Origin of the sequence: Nocardia vulneris, assembly GCF_001613425.1 — a bacterium.
GTDB lineage: Bacteria > Actinomycetota > Actinomycetes > Mycobacteriales > Mycobacteriaceae > Nocardia > Nocardia vulneris.
The window spans coordinates 40,556-65,639 of record NZ_BDCI01000001.1 but is presented as its reverse complement, the minus strand read 5'-3'; the positions used below and the strand labels follow the sequence as shown (position 1 = coordinate 65,639).

Sequence of the window (25,084 nt, the reverse complement as noted above, 5' to 3'; positions counted from 1 at the left end):
CGTCCCAACCAGCCGACATCCCTTGCCCAGCAGGGGATGTCGGTGTGTAGTCGACCGGCTCAGGACAGCGGGGACAGCGCGTTGTCGCGGTATTGCTCGCGGACCGCGTAGCGGCGGACTTTGCCGCTCGAGGTGAGCGGGATGGAGCCGGGGGTGATCAGGACCACGTCGGTCAGGCGCAGGCCGTGGTGCTCGCCGATCGCGGTGCGCACGGCGGTGGCTATCTCGGCTCTGGTGGCGGCGTCGGCCGGGTGATCGCGGTTCAGTTCGGCCACCAGCACCAGCTCGGGGTCGTCGTGATCGAGCACCTGGAAGGCGGCACAGCGGTCGGGCCGCAGGGCCGGGTGGCTGTCCATCGCGGTGGCTTCGAGGTCGGAGGGGTAGTGGTTGTAGCCATCGATGATGATGAGGTCCTTACGACGACCGGTGACGTAGAGCTGTCCCTCGTGCACGAACCCGAGATCGCCGGTGCGCAGGAAGTTTCCGGCGTGGCCGGGGACGCGCGCACCGAAGGTCTCGGCCGAGGCTTGCGGCGCGTCCCAGTACCGGGCGCCGACACTGTCTCCGCGCAAACAGATTTCGCCGACCTGCCCGGCCGGTAGCGGGGTGAGCGTCTCGGGGTCGGCGAGCACGAACTCGTAGGCGTCGTTGAGTTCACCGCTGGCCACCAACCTGCGGCCACCGCTCGGCACCGGTTCCACCCGCCCCTTGGCCAGCGCGGTCGGGTCGACCTCGACGGTGGTGAGGCCGCTGCCGCGCGGGCCGCCGGTCACCAGCAGAGTCGCCTCGGCGAGGCCGTAGCACGGGAACAGGCTGGCGGCGTCGAAACCCGCGTCGCCGAAATGCTCGGCGAAGGCGAGCATCGTGTCCACCCGGACGGGTTCCGCGCCGCAGAGCGCCACCCGCAGGGGCGACAGGTCGTACTTCCCGACCTGCGGGGCGGCTACCCGTCGCACGGCGAGCGCGAAGGAGAAATTGGGGGCGACCGTGTGGGTGGCGCCGAAACGCGACATCGCCGCGATCCAGCGCGCCGGGCGTTGCACGAATGCCAAGGGGGACATGCTGATCACGGAGGAGTCGCTGTACACCGGGTAGGTCACCATGCTGAGCAGACCCATGTCGTGAAAGGTCGGCAGCCACGCCACGCCTACTCCGGCACCGATCTTCCCGGTGACCAGTCGCAGATTGGCGAGCACGTTGCCGTGGGTGAGCACGACACCTTTGGGTTCCCCGGTCGAACCGGACGAATACTGCAGGTGCGCAATGGTTTCGGCGGTGATGCCCGGATCGCGGTACCGCTCGGCCGTCGCCGGGTCGACCTGATCGGTGACCACGGTGCGCAGCTGGGTGAATCCCTTGCTGTGCGCCAGCACCGGTGTCAGCAGCGGTTCGATATCGGCACTGGTGAGCAGCAGCCGCGCCCCGGAGTTGGCGGTGATGGACGCCAGCCGCGCCAGCGAGTCGGCCAGCTTGTTCGGCTGCGGCGGCGCCACCGGCACCGCGACCACACCGGCATACAGGCAGCCGTAGAAGGCGACGACGAATTCCAGCCCGGGCGCGTAGAGCAGCAGCGCTCGCTCCCCCGGCCGGGTGACCTCGGCCAGCCGCACGGCCACCGCGCGGGCCGCCCGGTCCAGATCCGCGAAAGTCATTGCAGCACTGACTTCGTCACCGTCGCCGAGATGCCGGAACCGCACCTCGTCGGGTCTGGCGGCGGCCCGCATGGTCAGCATCTGCACGAGGGTGACCGGCTCTATCGGGAAGAAGGTTGTCATGCTTGCACTCCTGCGCTACGACGACCGAAATGTGTTCTTGCCCCGGCTGATTCAGCGGGACGCAGGGGAAAGCGCCGGGCAGGCCGGTGACTGACGAAGGCGCCGACGTGGCGCGGGCTCAGCCCGAAGCGATGGACGTACCCGACGGGCAGAGCCACGCCGTCGACGCCCGTGACCACTGTGCGCCCGGACGCGTCCGCCCCGAGCTCGAGGGTGTCGGGGGCGATCGTCAGCCCGCTGCCCAGCCATTTCAGGTAGCTCTCCTTGGCCACCCAGTGGTGCAGGAACCGGCGGCGGTCGGCCCGGACCAGGTCCGCCTCGCCGGGGGTGAGCACTCGGGTGGCGAGCGCCACCTGGTCGAAGTCGGTGTCCAGCGATTCGATATCGACGCCGACCGCGCCGGATCCGGCTATCGCGATGACAGCGCAGTCGGTCGTGTGCGTGAGATTGAATGGCAGTGCGTGGCCGGGCAATTCCAGCTTGCCGTGCACACCCGCGGTGAATTCCACTGCTTCGGGGGCGATTCCGACATACGCGGCGAGCACGCGCCGCAACGTGGCCCGGGTCCGGATGAAGTCGTTCGCGAACCCCGCCGTGCCGAAGCGGCTGCTGCGGCCGAGTTCCGCGGCGGAGAGCACGCGGCGATCTTCCGGCGCGCACTCCCCCGTCAGCGCCGTCCACCACAGATCGACGTCGTCCGGCGCGATCGTCCGGCGCGGGGCCGTGCCGCCGATCACGGTGACCCCATCAGGCACTCGCGAACCCGCCGCAGCACGGCGTCGCGGTGGGTCACCGGGAAGAAATGCCCACCGGGCACGAGCCGGATATCGACTCCGGCCGAACCACATTCGGCCCACGGCTCGAGTTCGGCCATGGTGACGTGCGAATCGGCGCTCCCGCTCAGCACGGTGATCGGCACGTCGAGCCGCGGGTGCGGCCGATAGTGGTAGGTCTGATCCACCCCCAGATCGGCGCGCATCAGCGCGAGCACCTGGGCGCGCATCTGCTCGTCCGCGAGTACCTCGTCGGGGGTGCCGCCGAGCCGGTACACGATCTCGAGCAACGTCGCGTCGGAGGCCATGCGAACCCAGGGCAACCGCGAAGGATGGTGTGGCGCACGACGTCCGGACACGATCAGGTGCGCAGGCCGCGGCCCCGCCCCCGCGGCGAGCCGACGGGCCAACTCGTAGGCGACGAGCGCGCCCAGGCTGTGCCCGAACAGCGCGAACGGCTCCTGCCACGCGCCGTCCATTACCGCGAGCAGATCGTCGAGCAGCGCCCCGAGGTCCTCGAACGGCCGGTCCCGCATCCGCAGTTCCCGGCCGGGCGGCTGCAACGGGACCACATCGACCTCCGGACGCAACTGCTTGCGCCACGGCAGGTAGGTCGAGGCGCCCGCGCCCGCGTGCGGCAGGCAGTACAGCGTGGCGGCCGCGCCACCGGCCCCGGGATACGGCATCCATTTGCCCGCGGCGATCGTCGGCGCACTCATGACTGCACCTCGCTCGCGCTCGGTTCCGTCACGCGCGAGGCACGCTGTGGCACAGTACGTTCGCTCACCGGCGGGCCCCCGCTTCGGGCGTCTCGACCGTGAGGTACGCCGGTGGCGGCGGGGGCGGCTCGGCCGGCGCGGCGAGCAGCGTGACACCGTCGTGTTCGCCCGCCTCGGTGAAACCGGCGAATCGATAGGTGATGTACATGATGCGATTCCGTTCCGTGGCAACGTATTCGGCGAGCAGTCGGGCACCGTGGTGCTGCGCGAGCCGGAGCACATGGTGCAGCAGCACCGTGCCGACACCGCGGGAGATCACGCGACACGACATCAGCAGCAGTTTCAGCCGCCAGTCCCGGTCTCCTCGTTCCACCAGCGCGAGACCGACCTGTCCATAGCTGCCGTAGCGGTCCTCCAGCTCGGCCATCAGCAGCAGATACTGGTCGGAGGCGGCACAGGCGGCGAGTTCCGCGGCGGAGTACATGATTCCGGTGGAGTTCAGCTGATTGGTCCGCACGACGAGTTCCTCGGCCCGGCCGAGGTCCGCGGCGGCGGCCGGGCTGATCCGGAACCGCATGCCGAGGGTGGCGAGGAATTCCTCGTTGGTGCCGGGGAAGCGCTGTTCGGCCGCACTGCGTTCGATGCTCGCCCGGTACATGTGCCGCCGTGCGCGCGCGTCCGCGGTCACGTGCCGCGGCCGGAACTCCGGCCGATCCGCCAGGGACGCACTCTCTTCGGCGTCGAGACAGAGCACCTCGGGGTGGGCGAACGCGACCTCGTCGCGTTCCATCGCCTGGTCGTCGACGAAGGCGAGGGTATCGATCCCGATATCGAGCCGCTGAGCGATGGCGGCCACCGACGCCGACTTGTCGGCCCAGCCGATCTGCGGGTGCAGGAAGTAGTCGGCGATCCCGAGTTCGGCGAGTTTCGCGAGCGCGAGTTCGGGATCGTTGCGACTGGCGATCGAATGCAGTATTCCGCGTTCGTCCAGCGTGCTGATGGTCTCCCGGATGCCGGGCTTGAGGTCGGTGACGGTGGCCTGCTCGAGCAGTACGCCGTCCCAGAGTGTGTGGTCGAGATCCCAGACCACACATTTGATCTGACGGGGGCGCTGGCGCACCTCGGCGTTCATCGAATTCCCCTTCCCGCTGCGCAGATCCGGCCGGCATCAATCAATGGCGACGACTCGCGCCCGATTCAGGCACGCGTCGGTGGCGATCAGGACGTGTTGCAGCTGGGTGCTGCCTTCGATGATCTCCATGACCTTGGCGTCGCGCAGGTACCGCGCGACGGGATACTCGTCGCTGCAGCCACGCGCGCCGTGCAGCTGCACCGCGTCGTTGGCGGCCGCCACCGCCGCGGTCGCGGCGAACTGCTTGGCCATGCAGGTCGCCATGATGGTGTCGGGGCTGCCCGCGTCCTTCAGCCGGGCGGCCTGCCACACCAGCAACCGCGCCGCCCTGGTGTTGGTGGCGATGGTGGAGATCATCTGTTGCACCAGTTGGTGTTCGCGCAACAGCACGCCGCCCTGACGGCGGGTGCTCGCGTAGCGCACGCAGGCCTCCAGGCAGGCCTGCAGGAGACCGACACAGCCGGCGGCCACACTGAACCGGCCGATATCGAGGACACCGGTGGCGATGGCGAGCCCCATCCCCTCGGGTCCGATCATCGCGTCCGGCCCCACCCGGCACTGCTCGAAGACGATCTCGGCGACCTGACTGCCGCGCGTCCCGGTGACGTGCTCGACCGGACTGCGCCGCACGCCGGGTTCTGCGGCGTCCACCAGGAAAGCCGCCGGGCCTTTCGCGGTGCGGGCGAAAACGAGCAGCACATCGGCGAGTTTGCCGCCGGTGACCCAGAGCTTGTGCCCGTTCAGCACCCACTCGTCACCCGCGCGCACGGCCGTGGCTTGCAGCGCGGCGAAGTCGCTGCCCGCGGCCGGTTCGGTGAGACAGAATGCGCCGAGCGCGGCCCCCGCCACCAGATCGGCCCGCCATCGGCGCCGCATCGTCTCGCTGCCCCAGCGATCCAGTGCGTAGAGCACCATCGAGTGCACGGTCAGCAGGCTGCGCATGGCCGCGCAGCCGCGCCCGATCTCCTCGTGCAGTTCGGCCAGCGCCGTCATGCCCGCACCGGTGCCCCCGTCGGCTTCCGGCAACACCGCGCCCCACAGACCACGAGCGGCGAACTCCCCCACCATCTTCCCGTCGATCCGGCCCGCGCGATCGAACTCGGCGGCCCGCGGCGCCACCACCTCGTCGACGAAAGCCGTGATCTCCGCCCGCGGCCTCATCACGCCACCTCGGTCGCCGCATCCCGGCCGCCGAGCCGGCCGACCAGCGCCAGCATCCGGTCCACCGTGCGGAAATTGTCCAGCATCAGTTCGTCGTTCGGAATCCGTTCGCCCAGTTGCTGTTCGATGAACATGACCAGCTCCATCGCGAACAGCGAGTTGACGAAGCCGCTTTCGAAGATGTCGCGGTCGTCCTGGAGTTCACCGGCCGGAAAGCGCTTGGCGACGAATGCACGGAGTTCGGAACGGGCATCGGAGAACATGTCTGCGGTCCTGTCGGTTGCGGGGGCAAGGAGTCGGAGGCTGCGCTCAGGAGTACGAGAAGAAGCCCTGACCGGTTTTACGGCCGTGCAGTCCGGCGTCGACCATCTTCTTCAGCAGCGGACAGGGCCGATACTTGCTGTCGCCGTAGAACTCTTGGAGTCCTTCGATGCTGTAGAGGATGGTGTCGAGCCCGATGAGGTCCGCGGTCTCCAGCGGACCCGAGGCGTGCCCGAAGCAGGAGCGGAAGATCTCGTCGACCTCGGCCGCGCCCGCCACGCCGTCCTGCACCAGGAAGATCGCCTCGTTGACCATCAGCATCAACACCCGATTGGACACGAAACCCGGCATGTCGTTCACGACGATGCCGCGCTTGCCGAGACCGGCGAGCAGGTCCTGCGCCGTGGCGATGGTGGATTCCGAGGTGTGCCAGCCGCGGATCACCTCCACCGTGGACTTCATCGGCACGGGATTCATGAAGTGCATGCCCAGCACCCGGTCGGGCCGGGTGGTCGCCGCGGCGATCTTGGTGATCGGAATGCACGAGGTATTCGCCGCGAACACCGTTTCGGGCGGGCAGATCCGGTCCAACCGCGGATAGATCTCCGACTTCAACGCCCAGTTCTCGGTGATGTTCTCGATGATGAACTCCGCCGCCCCGACATCGGCGAGATCGGTCGTGTAGGTCACCCGTTGGGTCAGGTCACCGTACTTCTCGGTGTCGTGGCCGAACAGGCGGCCGGTGCGGTAATACCGCAGCACCTCCGCCGCCGCACGGTCGAGCTGTTCCGCCGACCGATCCACGAGCACTACCGAAAAGCCGTGTGCCGCAAGGTCTTGCGCGAGGCCACTGCCCATCACGCCCGCACCGATGACTCCGAGCGATTTCATGTCCGTGACTTCCTTTCCGGCGCGGTCGCGGTGAGCAGATAGTCGGCCATCTCGGCGACCGTGGGGGCCTCGAACAACGCGACCGTCGGGACGACGACGCGGAATTGCTTCTTGATCGCGTTGATCAATTGCAGGCCGACCAGCGAATTGCCCCCGGATTCGAAGAAGTTCTCGTACAGGCCCACGTGGTCGACCCCGAGTGCCGCCTGCCACAACCCGGCGAGTTCGCGTCGATAGTCCTCGACCGTGTGGTCCGGTGCCGCCGCCGGCCCAACGCCGCTGTCGAACGGATCGCCCGCACGCACCCACGCCTCGAGGCGTTCGTGCAGGCTTCCCGCGGCGACGACCGCGCGCCGCGGTCCGCCCGCGATCAGCCGGTCGAACACCGCGAGCGCGTCCGCGGGGGTGAACGAATAGGTGTCCAACGATGCTGCGACGCCGGGCCTTTCACCGTGCCGCACGGTCGCCTGCCAGGTGTCCCAGCACGCGGTGCGCCAGGCGGACCCGCCCGGCAGGCCGCGCAGCGCGACGAACTGATCCTGGAAGGCGTTGGCCGCCGCGTAGGCGGTGAAGCCGATGCCGCCGAGCACCGCCGACATCGAGGACAGCAGGACGACGAAGTCGGGCCGCTCGTCGCGCAGCGCGTGGGCCAGCGCGAGCGTGCCGTCCACCTTGGCCCGGAAATGCGCTGCGGTGAGTTCCGGGGTCGTCTCCTCGATGGTGGTGAAGGCGTCGGGCGTCAGCACGCCCGCGGCGTGGATCACGCCGTCGATCGGACCGAACCGCTTGCGGGCGTGCGCGATCGCGGCGGCCGCCGCCGCGCGGTCGCCGATATCGCAGGGCTGCACCAGTACTTGCGCGCCCGCGCGAACCAGCTCGCGCACCGCGACGGCACGCTCGTGTGCCGTCGCACTCGCCTGCGCGCGCGACGCCGGGTCGTCGAGATCCGGCAGCGGAGTCCGGGCGAGCAGCACGAATTTGAGCCCGGACCCCGCCGTCGCCAGATGGGCGGCCATCTGGAGACCGATACTTCCCGTTCCACCCGTGATCACGTAGACCCCGCCGTCGCGTAGGTATGGCTCGGGCTCGCCGAGCGTGCGCGGGTGGAAACGTTGCACGAGCCGGCGCCGCCCCCGCCGGGCCACGACCGCGGCCGAGCCGCGCCAATCCAGCTCGGCGACCACCGATTCCGCGAGTTCGCTCCAGGCGGCGGACACGTCCTCGACCGGGGTGAGGACGTCGAACGTGCGCACCGCCAAGCCGGGATACTCCTGTCCCACCGTGAGCGCGGGTCCGACGAGGGTGGTCTTGCCCGGATACAGCTCGTCGTCGGGGTCGCAGGTCTGCGCGTGGTCGGTGACGACCAGGATCCGGCAGCCGTCCACACAGTGCCGGCTCAGGTGCCCGGCCAGCGCCAGCAGGCTGTCGAAGCCGAGCCGCCGATGGGCACCGACACCGGCGGCGGACATCGGATCGTCCTGCGGCCCCTGCACCGACCACAGGTGAACCACCGTGCGGGGTAGCAGGTTCCGGTCGGCCAGCGCGGTCGTCAACTGGGCGTAGTCGCCGGATGCACCGGGCCGGAGCTGATATCCGCCCGCCGTGGTCGTCGCGAATTCCGTTCCGGGAGAAACGGTTACCACGTCGGCCCCGCCCAGGGCTTTGACCAGGTGCCGGGCCAGTTCGGCGCTGCACGTCTCGGGATCGGTGAAGACCAGGTAGGGGCCGCTGCGCTCGTTCACACCGTCGGCGACTCGGGTAGCGACCCACTGCGGTTCGAGCACCTCGATGGTCCCGGTGCTCGCCGGGCCGGCTTCGCGCACCGGGCGGGCCGCGCGCGCGTCCGGCCAGAACTGCTGATGCTGGAAGGAATACGTCGGCAACGAGACCGACGTACCCGCCGATCCGACCTTGGACCAGTCCACGTCCACCCCGGCCGCCCACAACCGGCCCAGGGTACGGGCGACCACCCGATCGTCCGGGTCACGCAGCGCTGCGGCGCGCAGCGTCGGCACGGTCAGCGCGCCGTCCGAGTGCACCAGGCTCTGCGCGGCCAAGCTGACGAGCTGGCCCGCCCCGAGATCGACGAGCACGCACGATTCCGAGCCCGCGAGTGTCTGCACGCCCTCATCGAAAACCACGGTCGCGCAGAGATGTTCGGCCCAGTAATGCGGGTCGCGCGCCTGCTCGTCGCTGATCCACGTGCCGGTCACGTTGGACACGAACGGAATTCGCGGAGCGCGCAACTCGATGCCGTCGAACAGCTCGAGCAGTGCCGCGCGCAGCGGCTCCAGCAGGTGCGAATGCATGGCTCGGGTGGTCGGCACGCGCAGCGCCGCGATCTCGTCGGCCGCGAGGCGTTGCGCGAGCGCGTCAACGGCGGCCTCGGTACCGGCCACGACGACCGTGTTCGGACTGTTGACCGCGGCGCAGGACAGATCCGGCCCGAGGTAGTCCGCGAGCCGGTGCGCGCCCATGGCCACGGTCAGCATGGCACCGGGCGCGGCGGCCGCGACGAGCTGCGCGCGCCGCACCACCAGCGGCAACGCGACTTCCACATCGAACACCCCGGCCAGGCAGGCGGCGGTGTACTCGCCCAGGCTGTAGCCGAGCAGACCGGTGGGCTCGACGCCGCGATCGCGCCAGAGCTGCGCGGCGGCGAAGCTCAACGCGAACACCGCCGCGTGCGCAAGATCGGTTCGGGACACCAGCTCGTCGGCCGGGGGCGTGGTCGCGCCCCGGTTACGCAGGGCGGCAAAGGGATCCGCCGGCGCGGGTGCCGAGTCCGGATACAGGACCGTGCGCAGATCCAGGCCGAGGGGCACGGCCGCGATCTCGGCGCAGTGGTCGAGTGCCGCGCGGAAGACGGGATCTGCCCGGTAGAGGTCGCGTCCCATCCCGGCGAATTGATCGCCGGTACCGGGCAAGACGAAGCGCACCGTCGGCGCCTGCCTGTGCGGTACCGCCGTCACCGGCACCCGTCGTCCGACCTCGTCGAGCGCCTCGGCTGCCTCGAGCAGCGTTTCGAACGGGATTGCAGCCCGATGCGGCATCGCCGAGCGACCCGTCTGGAAGGTGGCCGCCACGTCGGCCGGGTGCAGGCGCGGATGGCTGCGCAGGTGCTCGGCGAGCGCATGCGCGGTGGCGGTCACGGCCTGCGGCGAGCGCCCCGACAGCGCCAGTATGTGCCTGCGCGCTTCGTCGGCCGCGCGCACCGGCGTGGGTGGTGCGGACACGACGACGTGGGCGTTGGTGCCCGACCATCCGAACGAGCTGACCCCGGCGGTCGGGGTGTGCGCGTGCGCGTCCGGCCACGGAATGTTCTCGTGCGGCAGGCAAGCCGGGCTCGCCGCCCAGTCGATCGCCGGATTCGGTTCGCGCAGATGCAGGTTGCGCGGGATGGTCCGGCGGCGCAGTGCGAGCACGGTTTTGATCAGCCCCGCCATTCCGGCCGCGCCGGTCAGGTGGCCGACGGCGGTCTTCACCGCGCCGACGTACAGCGGCCGTTCGCTCGCCCGCGCGGTGCCGAAAACCTCGGTCAGCGCGGCGATCTCGATCGCGTCGCCGAGCTGGGTGCCCGAGCCGTGCGCTTCGACGTAGTCCACGCTGTCGGCGTCGATGCCGGCGGCGCGGTGCGCGGCCCGGATCACCGCGACCTGTGCCGCTCGGTTCGGCGCGGTCAATCCGTTGCTGGTGCCGTCCTGGTTCACGGCCGACCCGCGCACCACCGCGAGGGCCTGGTGCCGGCGTGCCCGGACGTCGGACAGCCGCTCGACGACGACCGCCCCGCAGCCTTCACCGAGCAGGAAACCGTCCGCTCGGGCGTCGAACGTCTTGCAGCGCCCGTCCGCGGCGAGCATTCGCATCTTGCACGCCTGCAGATAGGTGTCGGGGTGCACGATCGCGCTGACCCCGGCGACCACGGCGCGATCGCATTCGCCGGTGCGAATGCTGTTGATCGCCAAGTGCAACGCGACCAGCGAGGACGAACACGCGGTGTCCACCACCATGCTCGGGCCGCGCAGGTCGAGCAGATACGACAGCCGCCCCGCCACCACACTGGTGGCGCTGCCCAGCCCCACGTACGGGTCGTCGAGTTCGCCGTGACCGCCGCGGTCCACCAGCAGGTGCGCGTAGCGACTGTCGGCCATCATGCCGACGAAGACACCGGTCCGGCTCGCCCGGAGCCGGTCCGCGGGGATCGCAGCGTCTTCGAGTGCCGCCCAGGCGATTTCCAGCAGCATCCGCTGTTGCGGATCCATGCGCAGGGCCTCACGCGGCGAGATACCGAAGAACTGCGCGTCGAATCCGGCGAGGTCGTCGACGAACGCGCCGCGGGTGGTGTACGCCGTCCCTGGCGCGTACGGGTCCGGATCGAAGTATCGCCGGGCGTCCCAGCGGGCGGGCGGCACGTCCGTGGCGGCGTCGACGCCGTCGGCGAGATTGCGCCAGAACAGCTGTGGCGTGTTCGCCCCGGCCGGGAACCGGCAGGCCATCCCGGCGATGCAGATCGCGTCCTGCTCGTCGGGTGGTCCACCGGCAGCGAAGGCGGCAGCCGGTCGTTCGGGTGTGCTCGCGACGGCGGAACCCGTATCCGCAAGCGCCGCACCGAGTTGCGCCACCGTCGGATGCTCGTAGAGCAGGGTTTCCGGCAGCTTGCGGTCGAGCCACTCCTCCAATTCACCGGACAGGCCCACCGCATCCGAGGATGTCAACCCGTACGCGGCGAAGGTGGTGGTCCGATCGATCGTCGCCGGATCCGCGCCGACGATCTCCCCTATTTTTCCGGACAGCCATTCTTCGATCGCCGCTCGATCGACGGCACCGGACCCCACCCGATTCGTCTCCACCAATACCGCCCTTCAACCACCGGGGTCATGGCCCGGCCCGCGCCGCGTCGGTTACCGGTCGAATTTGTCACAAGCTTTCGCCGGACACCCGAATCAGGGAAAGCTCAGCCCCCGTCGGCCCGAATCTAGCACCGACACACCCACCTCGCAACGCTGCCGGGCGCATACTCCTACAAGCGCGGTGTTGAATGAGAGGCGTTGCGACAGAAGTTATTACACGCACGGGCGGGCTGGCATTCTCGCCATTTCGGCGACAACGGCAACCCCCCGATCAGGGGGTTTTCAGCACTCTCGCGAGCGAGGCATGCTACAGGTTGTCCATCTTGAGAGCGGGGGGTTTCTATGCATTCGACCTGATTCATAGGGGTATACACACCGCTCGGGCCGCAGCACAGATAGCCGCAAGGTTACTCATCTGCCCGGACACCACGTCAACGGTAGTTATCCGGGTTGCAGGCTAAGGAAATCCATTGGAAACTCAGCAGCTCACCTGCTCGACCGACAGTATTTCGACGGCGCGCGCGGCGACCGATCGCACGCCATTTGCAAAGACCCTGGACGGACTGCGCACCAATCCGGAACTGAAATTGTTCTGGGACTGCATCTGGACCCCGCCGGCGACCAGAGATCAGTTCTTCGAGTACGCCGGACAACTGCGCCGATTCGCGACCTACAGCGGTGGACTGCTCGGCCGCAGCCCCGATTTTCTGGCCGGTATCGTCTCCGCGTGGGCCACCAATGCCACCCATTTCGGCGAAAACGCCGAACGCGTGCAGGAGTTCCATCGCGGGTGCCGTGCGGCCAATTCGATCCTCACCCATGCGATTTCCGACATCTCCGAACGCGGGCGCATTTCCGAACACCATCTGCTGCGGGTCGTGGCACGAGATTCGGACGGCATCTATCTGAGCGGTTTCAAGCAGCTGGCCACCCTCGCGCCGTACGCCGACGTGCTGCTGATCTACCCCTACCGCATGCTGTCGCAGGCCGAGGCGTCCACCGCGCTGTGCGTCGCCATCGAGCCGGGCAGCGACGGCGTCAAGGTGCACGCACGTCCGGGTTTCCGTGGGGCACACGAGATTCCGGACGAATCCATCGACGTGCTCGACGAGCAGGACGCGATCATCGAGCTCGACCACGCCTTCGTGCCCAACGCCAACGTGTTCATCGACGGCTCGGTCGAGCAGTGCAATACGTTCCGGGCCCGCACCGGCATGACGCACCCCGCCTGGGTGCAGGCGCTGGCGCGGATGTCGGCGAAGGCGCAGCTGTATCTCGAACTCGCACAGCGGGTCCTGGACGGCGGCCCGACCTCGGCCAAGGAGCCCGCGGTGCTGCTGGCGAAGCTGCGCCGGTTCGCCACGAGCACCGAGCGGGATTTCGCCGCCGCCCTCGAATCCGCCACTTTCGATGAGCGCTACGGCTTCTGGGCCGCCGATCGCACCACGCTGCTGCAGGGCATCGGTAACTTCACCGAGCGCATCGAGGGCGCGGCGACGCTGCTGTCCCAGATCGCCGGATTGGACCTCATCTGCCCGAAACCCGGTCGGACCAGCCGGCAGGGCCTGTTGCCCGTCGCGCCGCAGCTCTCCGATTGGACGCTGTTCACCAACCTGTCCTCGGGGGCCTACGGATACCGGCAGAACAAATACGAGCTCGCATTCGTCGGTGATCCCGATCGGCTCGCCGCTGGCTGACCCGCGCAGTACTACCGCAAGAGAGGTATGAACCACATGCTCACCCGGAATCGCCTGATCGAAGCGCTGGAACCGTTCAGCGGATTCGTGCAGTCGGCTGTGCTGTACAACCTGATCGAGCACGGCATTCTCGAACAGATCGTCGTGAACGGCGTCCCGGCCCGCAAAGCGCTGGAGTCGGTCGTGACGACACCGGAACGGGTCGAGGCGCTGCAACTGTTCCTGCGCACCGCGGGATACACCGAGAACGACCGCGCCACCGACAAGCTGGTACAGATCTGGGAGGCCCGCGGCTGGTATCAGATGATGATCGGCGGCTACGGGCGAACCTTCCTCGAGATCGGCCAGGGCTTCACCGATCCGGCGGCGGTGCCCCGGGACGGCCGGATGGTCGGGGTCGGCAGCTGCGCGATCAGCGTGCACGACGCGATCCCGCTGATGTACCGGGTGCTCGATCAGCGCGGGAAGACCTACCGCAGCGGCATCGATCTGGGTTGTGGCAGCGGGATCTTCCTGACCACGCTGGCCGAGAAGTATCCGGACATGCGGCTCACCGGCATCGAGCCGAGTCCCGAAGGCGCCGCGGCCGCGGTGGAATTCGTCGCGGGCTCGCTGCACGCGGATCGGATCGGCATCGTGAACGCGGACGCGATCGGCCATCTCGAGCACACCGACTCGCACTACGACTTCGGCATCATCAGCTTCGTCATCCACGAGATCCTCGGACAGGAAGGCGAAGCGGGCGTACGGAAGTTCCTGCGGACCCTCTTCGACAACAATCCCGGGCTGGAACTGCTCGTCATCGACATCGACTACTGCTGGGACAACGCGGAGTCGATGAAGGACCCGCATCGCACGAACTACTACAACCACTATTTCCTGCTGCACCCGTTCACCGACCAGCGCCTGGCGACCAAGCAGTACTGGCTCGGCCTGTTCGACAGCGAAGGGCTCGAGGTGGTGGCCGCGGACGTGGACACGCCCGGCCTCGACGAAACCGGGATCGTGACGGCAATCCTGTTGCGGTCCAAGGAATCCAACGATGACTGACTACACCGACAGCCAGGCCGTCTCCCGGTTGAGCTCGGGCCCGCGCACCTTCTTCCGGCTCCCCTATCGGCCTGTGCGCGAGCTCACCGCCGGCGACGGTGTCGACGCCGTCATCCTCGGGGTGCCGATCGACGGCGCGACGGGCTATCGCAGCGGCGCCCGATTCGGGCCGGAGGCGGTGCGCGCCGCGAGCACGCTCGCCCGGTTGGGCAGCCGGGAACGCGATCTGGTGATCACCGACCTGCTCTCCGTCGTCGACGGCGGCGACGTGCACATCATCCCGGGGTATCACCTGCAGACGCTCGAGCTGATCGAGCACGGCGTCGACGCCGTGCACGCGATCGGCGCGCTGCCGATCCTGGTGGGCGGCGACCACAGCCTGGCGATCGCCGAACTCCGCACCGCGGCACGGCATCACGGTCCGCTCTCGCTGGTCCAGCTGGATGCCCACCGGGATGTGCTGGACAACTACTTCGGCGTCGAGCATTTCCACGGCACGGTCTATCGCCGGGCGGTCGACGAAGGCCTGATCGATCCGACGACCAGCGTGCAGATCGGCATGCGCGGCAGCGTGCCCCGCGAGGACCTGGCCCCGGATGACATGGGGTTCACCGTGATCCACAGCGACGAGGCGCTCGCGCTCGGCTGCCGGGAACTCGGCCGGATCGTGCGGGACAAGGTCGGCGCCAACCCGGTCGCGCTCACCTTCGACATCGACTTCGTCGATCCGTCGTGCGCGCCCGGCACCGGCACCCCCGAGGTGGGCGGCCCATTGTCGGCCTTCGCGCTGCAACTGTTGCGCGAACTCGAGCTGCCGAACATCCGGACCGTCTCGCTGGTCGAGATCTCGCCGCCCTACGACTCCGCCGATATCACCGCGCATCTCGGCGTCGCGGTGATCTTCGAGATCATGGCGCTCGCCGCGGCCGCCCGGCGGACCCGGATACAACAGGATGGTCGTCTGCATGCCTGACAACATCACCGAGCTCGAGGTCAGGGCGCTCGTCGACGGCGTCAACCTGTCCGACGGGCACCCTCGAATGTCGCTGTCCACCAGTCAATCCGAGATCGTCGCCGCGTTCCCGGAGGTCTTCGCGCATACCCGCAAGCTGCCGGTGGACGTGGTCGAGAAGAGCGCGCGGGCCGCGTTCCTGTCCTCCCTCGGGCAGCACAGCGCGCTCGACGAGCAGATCAGCTTTCGCAGCTGTTACTCCTCCTCCACCGCCATCGACATGATCGGCAAGGCGGTGCGCCTCGCCGGTCGCCCGGTGGCCATGGTCGAGCCGACCTTCGACAACCTGCACGACCTGCTGGCCGGCCACGGCCTGCGCATCCGCTCGGTGGCCGAAAACGCTTTGGCCAGTGGCCCGCTCGACGACATCCCGCCACCGGGCGGGGTGCTGTTCATCGTCTCGCCGAACAACCCGACCGGCACCGTGCTCGCGGCGGACCGGCTGCGCGAGATCGCGGCCGCGTGCGCCGAGCGCGGCACCGTGCTCGTCATCGATTCGTGCTTCCGGGCCCAGGATCTGCGCGCGCAGTACGACATGTACGCCGTGCTCGGCCGCTTCGCGCTCGACTGGGTGATCATCGAGGACACCGGAAAGCTCTGGCCCCTGCAAGAACTCAAGGCCGGATTCCTGAATTGGAACGCGGGCAACCCGCTGCCGCTGGCGCGGATGTACTCCGACCACATGCTCTCGGCCTCGCCGTTCATTTTACGGGTGATCGAGCTGTTCGCCGAAGACGGCAGGCACGGCGGCTACGACCAGCTGCGCGACGGCATCCAGCGCAACCGCGCCCTGGCCCGGGAGAACATCAATCTGCCGCCCGCCTATCCGGATTCGCGGATCTCGGTCGACACGTTCCGGCTGCCCGCCGGCGTCGCCGCCAACGCGCTGTATACCGACCTGGGCGAGGTCGGGGTACACGTGCTGCCCGGCGAGCTGTTCTACTGGGAGCAGCCGAATCTCGGCACCGACCTGATCCGTATATCGCTGGCACGCGATCCGGAAGCCGTCGTCACGGGCTGCCAGCGCGTCGACCAGCACCTAGAGGCATGGAGGCGTGTTGTCATCAGGTGAGCGCGCGACGGTGGTCCTGTTGCAGGCGAAGCAGTCGCTCGGCAGCGAAGGGCTCGCCGACTTCGGAGCGGCCGTAGCGGCGACGGGCGCCCGGCTACGAATCCTGCGAACCGGCGAGGTGCCGCTGGTCCGCGATGCCGAGGTGACCCTGGACGACCTCGGCGAGCAGCGCATCGCCCCGATCGACGAATGGCGGTCGCTGCTTCCCGCCGGGACGAGCGCCGTCGTGACCAACGACGAGTATCTGCTGGGCCTCGCGGCTCAGCTGTGCGGCGAGCGCGGCCTGCCGACACCGGTGCCCGGCTCGCTGGAGAACTACCGGCACAAGGGGCGGATGCGACGCGCCCTGGAAGCGGCCGCCATCCCGGTGCCCGAGTCACTGATCGTGGCGGCGGGCACCGTCGAGACGACCGCCGGATTCACCGGGTTCGGCGACGACGAGCTCGTCATCGTCAAACCGGCCGCGGAGGCCAACCTGCGCGGCATCCGGATCGAGCCGTTCGGCGCGGTCGATCCGGTCGCGCTCGGCGACGGGCTGATCGAACGGTTGCTCGCCGGGCCGCAATATCATTCGGAAGTGCTCGTGGTGAACGGCACTGTGACGCACCTGTTCTCGGGGCTCTACATCCGCTCGCTGCTGGACCTGACCACGGGCGGGCCCTCCGGCTCGGCCCGGGTCGCACCCGAGCTCGAGGCCCGGCTCGCCGATCTCGCGATCCGCACCTGCACCGCGCTGGGACTCGACGGGACGTTCACCGCGCACGTCGAATATCTCTCCAGCGGAACGGAATTCGCCGATGTCGTGGTCAGCGAGGTGTGCGCGCGGGCGTCCGGCGGCGAGGTGCCGTTCCAATCCCGGATCATCACCGGTATCGATCTCGAGCTGCTGAATCTGCGGATCCAGGCCGGGCTCGACTGGTCCGAGCCGAAGGTGGACGCCGACGCTTCGGGCGGCTGGTTGTGGCGCGTCGGCAGGCCGATCGAGGGCGCCGACCGCATCGACGAGCTGCCCGTCGACGCGATGTTCGATCACATCCGCCTCGGCGGCCGGGCCCGGCTCAGCGGCCGCACCGACGCCGTCCTGACCGCACTCGAACTGCTGGCGGTCGCGAATGAGGGGTGAGCAGTGCCAAGCAGGCGACAACCCATAGATCGGTCCCGGCGGCGCGGGAAACCGCTGACCGACTTCGCCTTCCAGGAGTGGAAGGTACCGACGCTGCCGCCGCCGTGGGAGCTGACCCCGGTCACGCCGGACACCGCCGCGGAGATCGATCAGGTGGTCGAGTGGATGGCCCGCCCGCACGTGCAGTTCGCCATGCACAAGGACTGGGATCGGGACGGCTGGCAGGCCGAGATCGAATTCCAGTTCTCCGACAACAAGACTCGGCCGTTCCTCGTCGGACAGCACGGACAGCGCGGCGGCTACGTCGAGCTCTACCGGGCGGCGCTGGACGTGGTCGCCGACTATTACGACACCCCGGACCTCGATATGGGTATGCACGGATGCATCGGCGAGCCGGACTATTTCGGGTACGCGCTGCCGTTCTGGGTCGCGCTCATCGCCGGTGTCTTCGACACCTATCCGGAGTGCACCGGGGTGATCTCCGACCCGTCCGCCGCCAACCAACTCGTGCGTGCACTGGACCGCAGCGTCTGCACCGTGGTGGACGGCCACGAACTCGGCGAGGTGGACCTGCCGCACAAGCAAGCCGCGCTGTTCCGCTTCGAACGCGAAAACTTTTATGCCGCAATGCAACGACAAGGGGGTGTCGACGTTGTCCTCCGTGAGCTCGGTGGTCACTGATCCGATTCGCTGGTTCCTGCTGCACGGCCCACTGCGGTTGCTGCCCGATTCGATGCTCGGTGACGGCAACGACGTGGGCCGGCTCTTCCTGCGCCCGCCGGAGAAGGGCGATCCGTATCGGGCGATCCTCACCGAGATCGGCGCGGACGCCGGCGTGCACGACAGCGCCGCGGGCCTGGTGGTCACCGGATACGAAGAGAGCGAGGAGATCCTGCGCAGCAACGACTGGTCCGCCGACCAGCCGGTGGCGATACCGCCCGCGGCGTGGCTCTATCGCTGGCTGACCCGGCGTTCCGTGCCGATCGCGCTCGACGCTCCCGCCCTCGTCTTCATGGACCCGCCCGAGCACACCCGGTTGCGCAAACTGGTGTTCCCGATGTTCACCCATCGCGCCGTGACGGCATCCATCGACGTGATCACCGGTCACACCGCAGCTGTGCTCGCCGAACTCGAAGGCCGCGAAGAGATCGACCTGGTCGCGGATTTCGCCCGCAAGATCCCGATCCGGGTGATCTCGGATTTCCTGGGCATCCCGGACCTGGGCGCGGACATGCTCGACGCGCTGGGCGGGCACGGGGCCAAACTGCTCGATGTCGGGATCACCTATCCGGATTACCGGCGCGGGATGACGGTGGCCCGCAAGTTCACCGACTTCGTGCTCGATTGCCGCACCGACCCCGACCAGCTCCGCGACGGGTTCCTCAAGGACTGCGTGCACATGCACCTCGCCGGCGAGCTGACTTTCCCGGAGTTGTTGACCCTCGTCGGTTTCGTGTTCGCGGCGGGGTTCGAGACCACGGTCAGCTTCATCGCCAATTCCATCGTCACCGTGCTCGAACACGGCCTCGGCGGCGAGGTGCTCGACGACGGCCGTTTGACCGACCCCTGGTTCGAGGAGCTGTTGCGCTACGACTCCCCCATCCAGCTGACGCATCGCACCGCGCGGGTCGAAACCAAGGTCGGAGACCGGGTCGTCGCACCCGGCACCGGCGCGTTGATCTGGGTCGGCGCAGTCAATTACGACACTCGCGCCTACCCGAACCCGGGCCGGCTCGACGTCGCCAATGTGGCGGCGCGCACCAGCATGAGCTTCTCCACCGGCGTACATCGTTGTCTCGGTGCGTCCTTGGCGAAGGTGCAGGGACAGGTGGCGGTCGGCAGCTTCCTCTCCGCCTACCCCGAGGCCCGGCTGCTGCCGGGCCGTCAATGGCGCGATTCTGTGGTACTGCACGGCCATATCCGCGTTCCACTGGCGTTGACCGCCGGACGCTGATGCGGCCCGTCACGGTGGATCGGTCGACGCTCTACTGTCTGGGCGCGTCGACCGATCCCGCCACGATCGCGGGCCCGCTGCGCGATGCGCAGGTGCGCGTCGAAGCGGTGCCGCCCGGAACTCCGCTCTCCCGCACCATGGTCGCGCTCGCGGCCCACGACCTCACCGCCGCGGAGCTGGCCGAAACCGCCGCCGCGACAAAGGATTGCTGGGTACACCTGGTCTCCTCCGCGCCCACCTACCCGCACGTTCCGGCGCTCGCGCGCGACAACCTCGTGACGCGCAGCGCCAGAGCGTATGCACCCGCCCTGACGGAATATGTGGTCACCCAGCAGGTATTGCACTGTGCCACCACTGTTTTCGAAGACATGCCCAAGCCGTTCCACCGGCGCGCGGCGCTCGTGGTGGGATACGGCGCATTCGGGCGCACCGTCGCGCAGACTTTGGCCGGACTCGGCGCCGCGGTGACGGTGATCCGTCCGCGATCCGGTGCCGCGCATCCGCTCGAGACCGGCGCGGCCGTGCCGCTCGACCGGTTGCCGGGCCGCTTCGCGCACCTGATGATCGTTGCGCTGCCCGGACTTCCCGAACTGGTCGACTACATCGGCGACACCCTGTTCGGCCTGCTGCGCCACGACGGGCATCTGATCAATCCCGCCCGCTCCGCGCCCGTCGACGCAGGCGCGCTGCTGCGCTGGCTGGCGGCCGGCACCGGACGGCTCACCAGCGACGTCGAATCCGAGGAGCGCACCGAGCTGTTGCGGCCGTGGATCGACCAGGGCCGCGTCACGCTCACACCGCATATCGCCTGGCGGCCCTGGGACGGTGATCCGCTGTATCACCGGGACTGGTCGGCGATCTTCGCCACGGGAACCCGCGATCGATCGACAATGGGCGAACGGTCGCTGCGCCTGGACCCGGACACGATCGCCACGGACTTTCTCATCCCCTGACCACCCGCCATTGGAGGCCCGATGCCGTTCTGGTTGATAGCGATCACCTTCGCCGTATTCGTCTTCTACACCGACGACTACATGATCGCCGGCGTGCTACCCGAGCTGGCCGTCGACCTCGGCATCTCGGAATCCGCGGCGGGACAGCTCGTTTCGATCTATTCGCTGGTGCTGGTGATCGGTGCGCCGCTGATCGCGTTCGCCTCGGCCCGACGCAGCCGTTTCGGCGTCTTCGTCGCCGCCGCGGCCGTATTCGTCATCGCGAATCTGCTGGCCGCCCTGGTCGATTCGTTCTGGCAACTGATGCTGCTGCGGGTGCTCGCCGCGGGTGCGGCCGCCGCCTGCCTGCCCGCGATGTTCGCCCTCGCACCCATGCTCGCGCCGCCGGAGAAGCGCAGCTCCTACATCGGCATCGTGTCCACCGGCATCGTCGGCGCGCTGGCGGTCGGCGTGCCCTTCGGCACGTTGTGTGCCAGCGTGTTCGGCTGGCGCGGCAATTTCGTCGTGTTCGCCGGGTTGAGCGTGCTGTCGACGGCGCTGCTGTTCGGGGTCCGCGCGCAGCTCGACAAGCCCGGCGAATTGGCTTCGGCGCGAACGCATCTGCAGGCGCTGTCCAGTCGTCCGGTGGTCACCGTACTACTGGCCAACACCATCCTGCTCGGCGGCGCACTGATGATGTTCACCTATTTCGGTCCGTTCGCCGCCGACTTCTCGAATTCGTCGCTGCGCCAACGCGGTCTGCTGTTCGCGGTGGCCGGTGTCGCGGGGCTGCTCGGTTCGGTCGCGGGCGGCATCTACGTGGACAAGAAGGGGCCCTCGGCCGCGCTGCGGATCGGCTTCGGATTGTTCCTCGGCACCATGGTCGTGTTCTCCGTGCTCACCGCGTTCGCCCCCATCCCGCTGCCGGTGCTCGTGCTGCTGACGCTGGTGTGGTCGCTGTCGCTCTACTGGAACGCGCCGGCCATGCAGACCATGCTGCTCGATTCCGCGCCCGATTCGGCGACCCAGGTGCTGGCGCTCAACTCGTCGTCGACCTACCTGGGCGTCACCCTCGGCAGCATCGCCGGCGGCGTCACCCTCTCGTTGTTCAGTCCCTTCGCCCTGCCGATCGCCGCCGCGGCGCTCAGCGCGGTCGCCTTCGTCGTCATCGAGGGTTACGCGCGGCGCGCGGGCGCGGCGGGGCGGCCTCAGCCCGACTCGGCGGAAAGGACCACCTGATGACCGGCGCATACCCACCGGCACCCCGACTACCTCGACTAGTCCAGACGGTGTTGCACACCAAGCGGCACGCCCAATTCCTCGGCGCGCAGGCGCGCCGCTTCGGCGATGTCTTCACCGTGCGGCTGCTGCCGCCCTATCCGGACCGGATCGTGGTGTTCTCCCGGGCCGACCATATCAAGGAGATCTTCGCCGCCGCACCGGCGGATCTGCATGCGGGCGAGGCATATCGGGAGCTCGCGATGATCATGGGCGAGCATTCCGTGCTGCTGACCGACGGCCGCGAACACGCCCGCGCCCGCCGGTTGCTGATGCCCGCCTTCAGCGGTGCGGCCCTCAACGGCTATCGCGCCCTGGTCGAGGACATCACCAAAACCCAGGTGGAACGGTGGACCGCCGGAAGTACCGAGCACCTCCTCGCGCGCATGGAAGACCTGACGCTGGACGTGATCACCCAGGTGGTCTTCGGCGTCGCCGACGAGCGCCGCCGCGCCGAGCTGACACCGCAGCTGCGCCGCGTCACCGCGATCAGCCCCGTCGTGCTGCTCGGCTGGAAATGGCCGTGGCTGCGGCGTTTCGGGCCGTGGCGCCGCTTCGCCGAGACGCTCACCGCGATCGATGACCTGCTCTACGCCGAGATCGCCCGCCGCAGAACCCAACCCGACATCGACCAGTACGCCGATGTGCTGTCGAGGCTGCTCGCGGTGGGTTCCGGGGACGATCCCGCCACCGCGCCGCTCAGCGACGCGGAACTGCGCGACCAGCTCGTCACGCTGCTGCTCGCCGGCCACGAGACCACCGCGTCCGCACTGTCCTGGGCCTGCCACGAATTGGCCGCCGCGCCCGCGGTGCAGGACCGGGCGCGTCAGGCGAGCCGCGACGGCGACGACAAATACCTCGAAGCGGTGATGAAAGAGGCGCTGCGCCACCGCATGGTGATCGGCCGGGTACAACGCCAGCTCACCCGCGACCTCACCATCGGCGGTATCGCCCTGCCGCGCGGCACCAGGGTGTCGACCTCGATCGTCCTGGCCCACCAGAACCCCGCCAATCACCCTGAGCCACACCACTTCCGACCGGAGCGCTTCCTCGACGGCGACGTCACCCCGCAGACCTGGCTGCCGTTCGGCGGCGGCGTACGCCGCTGCCTCGGCGCAGGTTTCGCCCTGATGGAAGGCGCGGTAGTGCTCCGCGCCGTCCTCACCCGCTACCAACTGACCCTCCCCGGCCCCCCAGAACCCGGCCGCGTCCGCAACATCACCAACGTCCCCGCCCGCGGCGCCCGCCTGGTAGTAACCGCCCTCCCCGACCGCTAGCAGCCGCCTCCCGCGCCCCTTTCAGCGTCCCGCGCGCGTGTCAGCCGAATGACACGCGCGCGGGACACCAACAGGTGCGCGGCAGGTCGCTGCCGCGTCAGTTGCGGGCGGCGAGGATTTGGGTGAGGTAGTCGGGGGTGCCTTCGATGCGTTGCAGGTGGGGGAAGCGGAGGCCGTCGTGGTAGTTCAGTTCGATGGTGCGGGTTTGGTCGAAGTCCTTCACCTGCAGGCGGATCGGGGCCGGGTTCGTCTTGGCCGCCTCGATCGCGGCTTCCATCGTGGCTTGGGAATAGGGGGCGTCGTTGACCGAAACCACCGTCATCCCGGTGCCGACTTTCGCCTTGAACGCGGGTCCGTCCCAGCGCACATCGGTGACCTTGCCCGCGCCGGACACGTTCAGACCGATCGAGTAGGTGTAGTTGACGGCCCCTTCAGCCGTTTTCATCTGCGCCGTGAGGAGGGCGCCCGGATTGTTGTCGTAGACCAACTTCCAGCCCGTCTTCTCGACGCTCGAGGCGAACGGTTCCTTCCCGTCGAGACGATCGCGCAGGTATTTCGACCAATCGTCGGCGACCACGCCATTCAGCGTCGAGACGACGTCGTCGAAATCGTAGGTGTTCTGGGACTCCCACTTGCTTTCGTCGACACCGAAGAACGCGCGCGCGAAATCATCGAGCGACTTCGTGTTCCCGGACAGTTCGCGGATCCGCGCGTCCACGCCCAGCCATACCAGTTGCCCGCCCTGGTAGTAATCCTCACTGAGCTGCCATGACCGATAAGGCTTCGTACGCCGCTGCGCGATGATCGGATCGTTGGTGGTGTCCTGCACATTGCGCCAGGAGAGTCCTGGCCGGTTGTCGGTGTACGCGGCGACTACCGAGGCCAACGCGTCACGCGAGACTTCCACGGGCCGCAAACCGGCTCGGCCGGTGAGCACGTTGCCCCAATACTGCGTCTGTCCCTCGTAGACCCACAGCAAACTGTCTTGCATCGGGACGTTGTAGTTGGGTGTCCACAGGTCGGCCGGACGCCGGAATTTGCCGTTCCAGGAATGGGTGTACTCGTGCCCGAGCAGATCGGCGCTGCCGACCGCCGGATTCCACCCGGTGAAATAGTCCGTCGGTTGACCGTTTTCGCTGGAACGCTGGTGTTCCAAGCCGTTGGAGCTGAGCTGATCCGACAACGACAGCAGGAAGTCGTAGTGGTCGTAATGTTGCGAGCCGTACAGTTTCACGGCCTGTTGCACGAGCGCCTTGTGCAGCTCGATGTGCTCGGGCTTGGCTTCGAGCTGCTCCGGCGCGTCGGCGAATACTTGCAGCCGCACCGGGGGTTTCGCGCCGGGAGCCAGGTCGAACTCCTTGTGATAGCGCCCCGCGTACACGGGCGAATCGACGAGGATGTCCAACGGAACAGTCTTGTAGTTCACGGTGTCGCCGTCCTTGCCGGCGACATCGAGCGCGGTTCCGGCTTCGAATCCCGGCGGGTAGGTGACACTCGCGGTGAAGGGGATTTCGCTGGCGGGCGGGCCGGCCGGATAGAGGACCACCGCATTCCACTGCAGATTCAGCATATTCGGGGTCATCACCACGCGCCCCTGCGAGGAGTCGGTGGGGGTCAGGTACTGGAACCTGGCGTCGATCGAGTCCACGCCGTCGGGCACCGCGACCTTGAACGCATACACGTTCTTCGGATCACGCTTCCACTCCAGCTTGTTCCCGGCGTTGGTGAAGGTGATGCCGCCGATCTTGTCGATCGGGCCGGACGGCGAGTGGTTACCGGGCAGCCACTGCGGAAACAGCAATTCCACTTCGCCCGACTGCACGGGGATCGTCTGTTTCACCTGGATCACGCGCTGCGGCAGATTGGTCACATCGACCGCGACCGAAATTGCTTTCTGCTTCGCCGGCGCGTCATCGGACTTGTCGCGCAAGCCGAAGTACAGCGAGCCGGCCAGAATAAGAACAACGACGACGCCGACAGCGCCGAGAATACGAACCTTCGACAACGACACTCCCCGAGTCACACAAACAATCCTCGGCGGATGGGTGTTCGTCGGCCAAGGATGGGACCTACCGATTTCACATACAGTGCGACCGCCTGCCCCATCCCCTCCTCCCACATCAAGCT

The 25,084-nt window shown here is 68.2% G+C and carries 19 protein-coding genes; 10 read left to right on the top strand and 9 right to left on the bottom strand.

All coding sequences use genetic code 11. From position 1 onward, the window contains the following. Window positions 1-59: 59 nt before the first annotated feature. The 8 genes from NVU01S_RS00255 to NVU01S_RS00220 form a co-directional block, all read right to left on the bottom strand. Window positions 60-1,775 carry a fatty acyl-AMP ligase gene (locus NVU01S_RS00255; RefSeq protein ID WP_043675292.1) on the bottom strand — a complete coding sequence of 572 codons (1,716 nt, stop codon included), beginning with the start codon at window positions 1,773-1,775 and terminating at the stop codon, window positions 60-62. Further along, window positions 1,772-2,530, bottom strand: a complete 759-nt coding sequence (locus NVU01S_RS00250; protein ID WP_167829412.1) for a 4'-phosphopantetheinyl transferase family protein — start codon at window positions 2,528-2,530, stop codon at window positions 1,772-1,774. The genes NVU01S_RS00255 and NVU01S_RS00250 overlap by 4 nt, the downstream gene beginning before the upstream one ends. Continuing rightward, window positions 2,509-3,267, bottom strand: coding sequence for a thioesterase II family protein (locus NVU01S_RS00245; RefSeq protein ID WP_052280903.1), 759 nt, complete (start codon window positions 3,265-3,267; stop codon window positions 2,509-2,511). The genes NVU01S_RS00250 and NVU01S_RS00245 overlap by 22 nt, the downstream gene beginning before the upstream one ends. A 64-nt stretch (window positions 3,268-3,331) precedes the next feature. Next, window positions 3,332-4,399: an HAD-IIIC family phosphatase gene (locus NVU01S_RS00240; protein ID WP_043675298.1), complete on the bottom strand. Its 1,068-nt coding sequence runs from the start codon at window positions 4,397-4,399 to the stop codon at window positions 3,332-3,334. A gap of 36 nt (window positions 4,400-4,435) precedes the next feature. Further along, entirely contained in the window at window positions 4,436-5,560 is a 1,125-nt protein-coding gene (locus NVU01S_RS00235; protein WP_043675300.1) for an acyl-CoA dehydrogenase family protein, read from the bottom strand. Then, complete coding sequence (locus tag NVU01S_RS00230; protein ID WP_014984614.1) at window positions 5,560-5,823, bottom strand: acyl carrier protein; 264 nt, start codon at window positions 5,821-5,823, stop codon at window positions 5,560-5,562. Before NVU01S_RS00230 ends, NVU01S_RS00235 begins: the two co-directional genes overlap by 1 nt. A 46-nt stretch (window positions 5,824-5,869) precedes the next feature. Continuing rightward, a complete protein-coding gene (locus NVU01S_RS00225; protein ID WP_043675303.1) occupies window positions 5,870-6,712 on the bottom strand; it encodes a 3-hydroxyacyl-CoA dehydrogenase family protein in 843 nt (280 codons plus the stop codon). After that, entirely contained in the window at window positions 6,709-11,562 is a 4,854-nt protein-coding gene (locus NVU01S_RS00220; RefSeq protein WP_063048026.1) for a type I polyketide synthase, read from the bottom strand. Before NVU01S_RS00220 ends, NVU01S_RS00225 begins: the two co-directional genes overlap by 4 nt. 470 nt (window positions 11,563-12,032) lie before the next feature. Here NVU01S_RS00220 and NVU01S_RS00215 point away from each other — a divergent pair, with 470 nt between their 5' ends. The 10 genes from NVU01S_RS00215 to NVU01S_RS00170 are packed head-to-tail and all read left to right on the top strand — an operon-like array spanning window position 12,033 to window position 22,957. Beyond that, a complete protein-coding gene (locus NVU01S_RS00215; protein ID WP_043675309.1) occupies window positions 12,033-13,259 on the top strand; it encodes a 4-hydroxyphenylacetate 3-hydroxylase N-terminal domain-containing protein in 1,227 nt (408 codons plus the stop codon). Between the two features lie 36 nt (window positions 13,260-13,295). Beyond that, complete coding sequence (locus NVU01S_RS00210; protein ID WP_167829413.1) at window positions 13,296-14,309, top strand: methyltransferase domain-containing protein; 1,014 nt, start codon at window positions 13,296-13,298, stop codon at window positions 14,307-14,309. After that, window positions 14,302-15,282 (top strand): arginase family protein, encoded by a 981-nt coding sequence (locus tag NVU01S_RS00205; RefSeq protein WP_043675315.1) that lies wholly within the window; start codon window positions 14,302-14,304, stop codon window positions 15,280-15,282. The genes NVU01S_RS00210 and NVU01S_RS00205 overlap by 8 nt, the downstream gene beginning before the upstream one ends. After that, window positions 15,275-16,393: a pyridoxal phosphate-dependent aminotransferase gene (locus tag NVU01S_RS00200; protein ID WP_043675318.1), complete on the top strand. Its 1,119-nt coding sequence runs from the start codon at window positions 15,275-15,277 to the stop codon at window positions 16,391-16,393. The genes NVU01S_RS00205 and NVU01S_RS00200 overlap by 8 nt, the downstream gene beginning before the upstream one ends. Beyond that, on the top strand, window positions 16,380-17,516 hold the full coding sequence (locus NVU01S_RS00195; RefSeq protein WP_156161727.1) for an ATP-grasp domain-containing protein: 1,137 nt from the start codon (window positions 16,380-16,382) through the stop codon (window positions 17,514-17,516). Before NVU01S_RS00200 ends, NVU01S_RS00195 begins: the two co-directional genes overlap by 14 nt. Before the next feature lie 3 nt (window positions 17,517-17,519). Further along, the gene (locus NVU01S_RS00190) at window positions 17,520-18,197 is read left to right on the top strand and encodes a GNAT family N-acetyltransferase (protein WP_052280905.1); all 678 of its coding nucleotides are present in this window, start codon (window positions 17,520-17,522) and stop codon (window positions 18,195-18,197) included. Beyond that, the gene (locus NVU01S_RS00185) at window positions 18,178-19,470 is read left to right on the top strand and encodes a cytochrome P450 (RefSeq protein WP_043675323.1); all 1,293 of its coding nucleotides are present in this window, start codon (window positions 18,178-18,180) and stop codon (window positions 19,468-19,470) included. Before NVU01S_RS00190 ends, NVU01S_RS00185 begins: the two co-directional genes overlap by 20 nt. Continuing rightward, a complete protein-coding gene (locus NVU01S_RS00180; protein ID WP_043675326.1) occupies window positions 19,470-20,423 on the top strand; it encodes an NAD(P)-dependent oxidoreductase in 954 nt (317 codons plus the stop codon). The genes NVU01S_RS00185 and NVU01S_RS00180 overlap by 1 nt, the downstream gene beginning before the upstream one ends. 21 nt (window positions 20,424-20,444) lie before the next feature. After that, entirely contained in the window at window positions 20,445-21,641 is a 1,197-nt protein-coding gene (locus NVU01S_RS00175) for an MFS transporter (RefSeq protein WP_043675329.1), read from the top strand. Then, entirely contained in the window at window positions 21,641-22,957 is a 1,317-nt protein-coding gene (locus tag NVU01S_RS00170) for a cytochrome P450 (RefSeq protein WP_043675332.1), read from the top strand. The genes NVU01S_RS00175 and NVU01S_RS00170 overlap by 1 nt, the downstream gene beginning before the upstream one ends. Before the next feature lie 97 nt (window positions 22,958-23,054). Here NVU01S_RS00170 and NVU01S_RS00165 read toward each other — a convergent pair whose 3' ends face one another. After that, a complete protein-coding gene (locus NVU01S_RS00165) occupies window positions 23,055-24,968 on the bottom strand; it encodes a M61 family metallopeptidase (protein WP_043675335.1) in 1,914 nt (637 codons plus the stop codon). Between the last annotated feature and the right edge of the window lie 116 nt (window positions 24,969-25,084).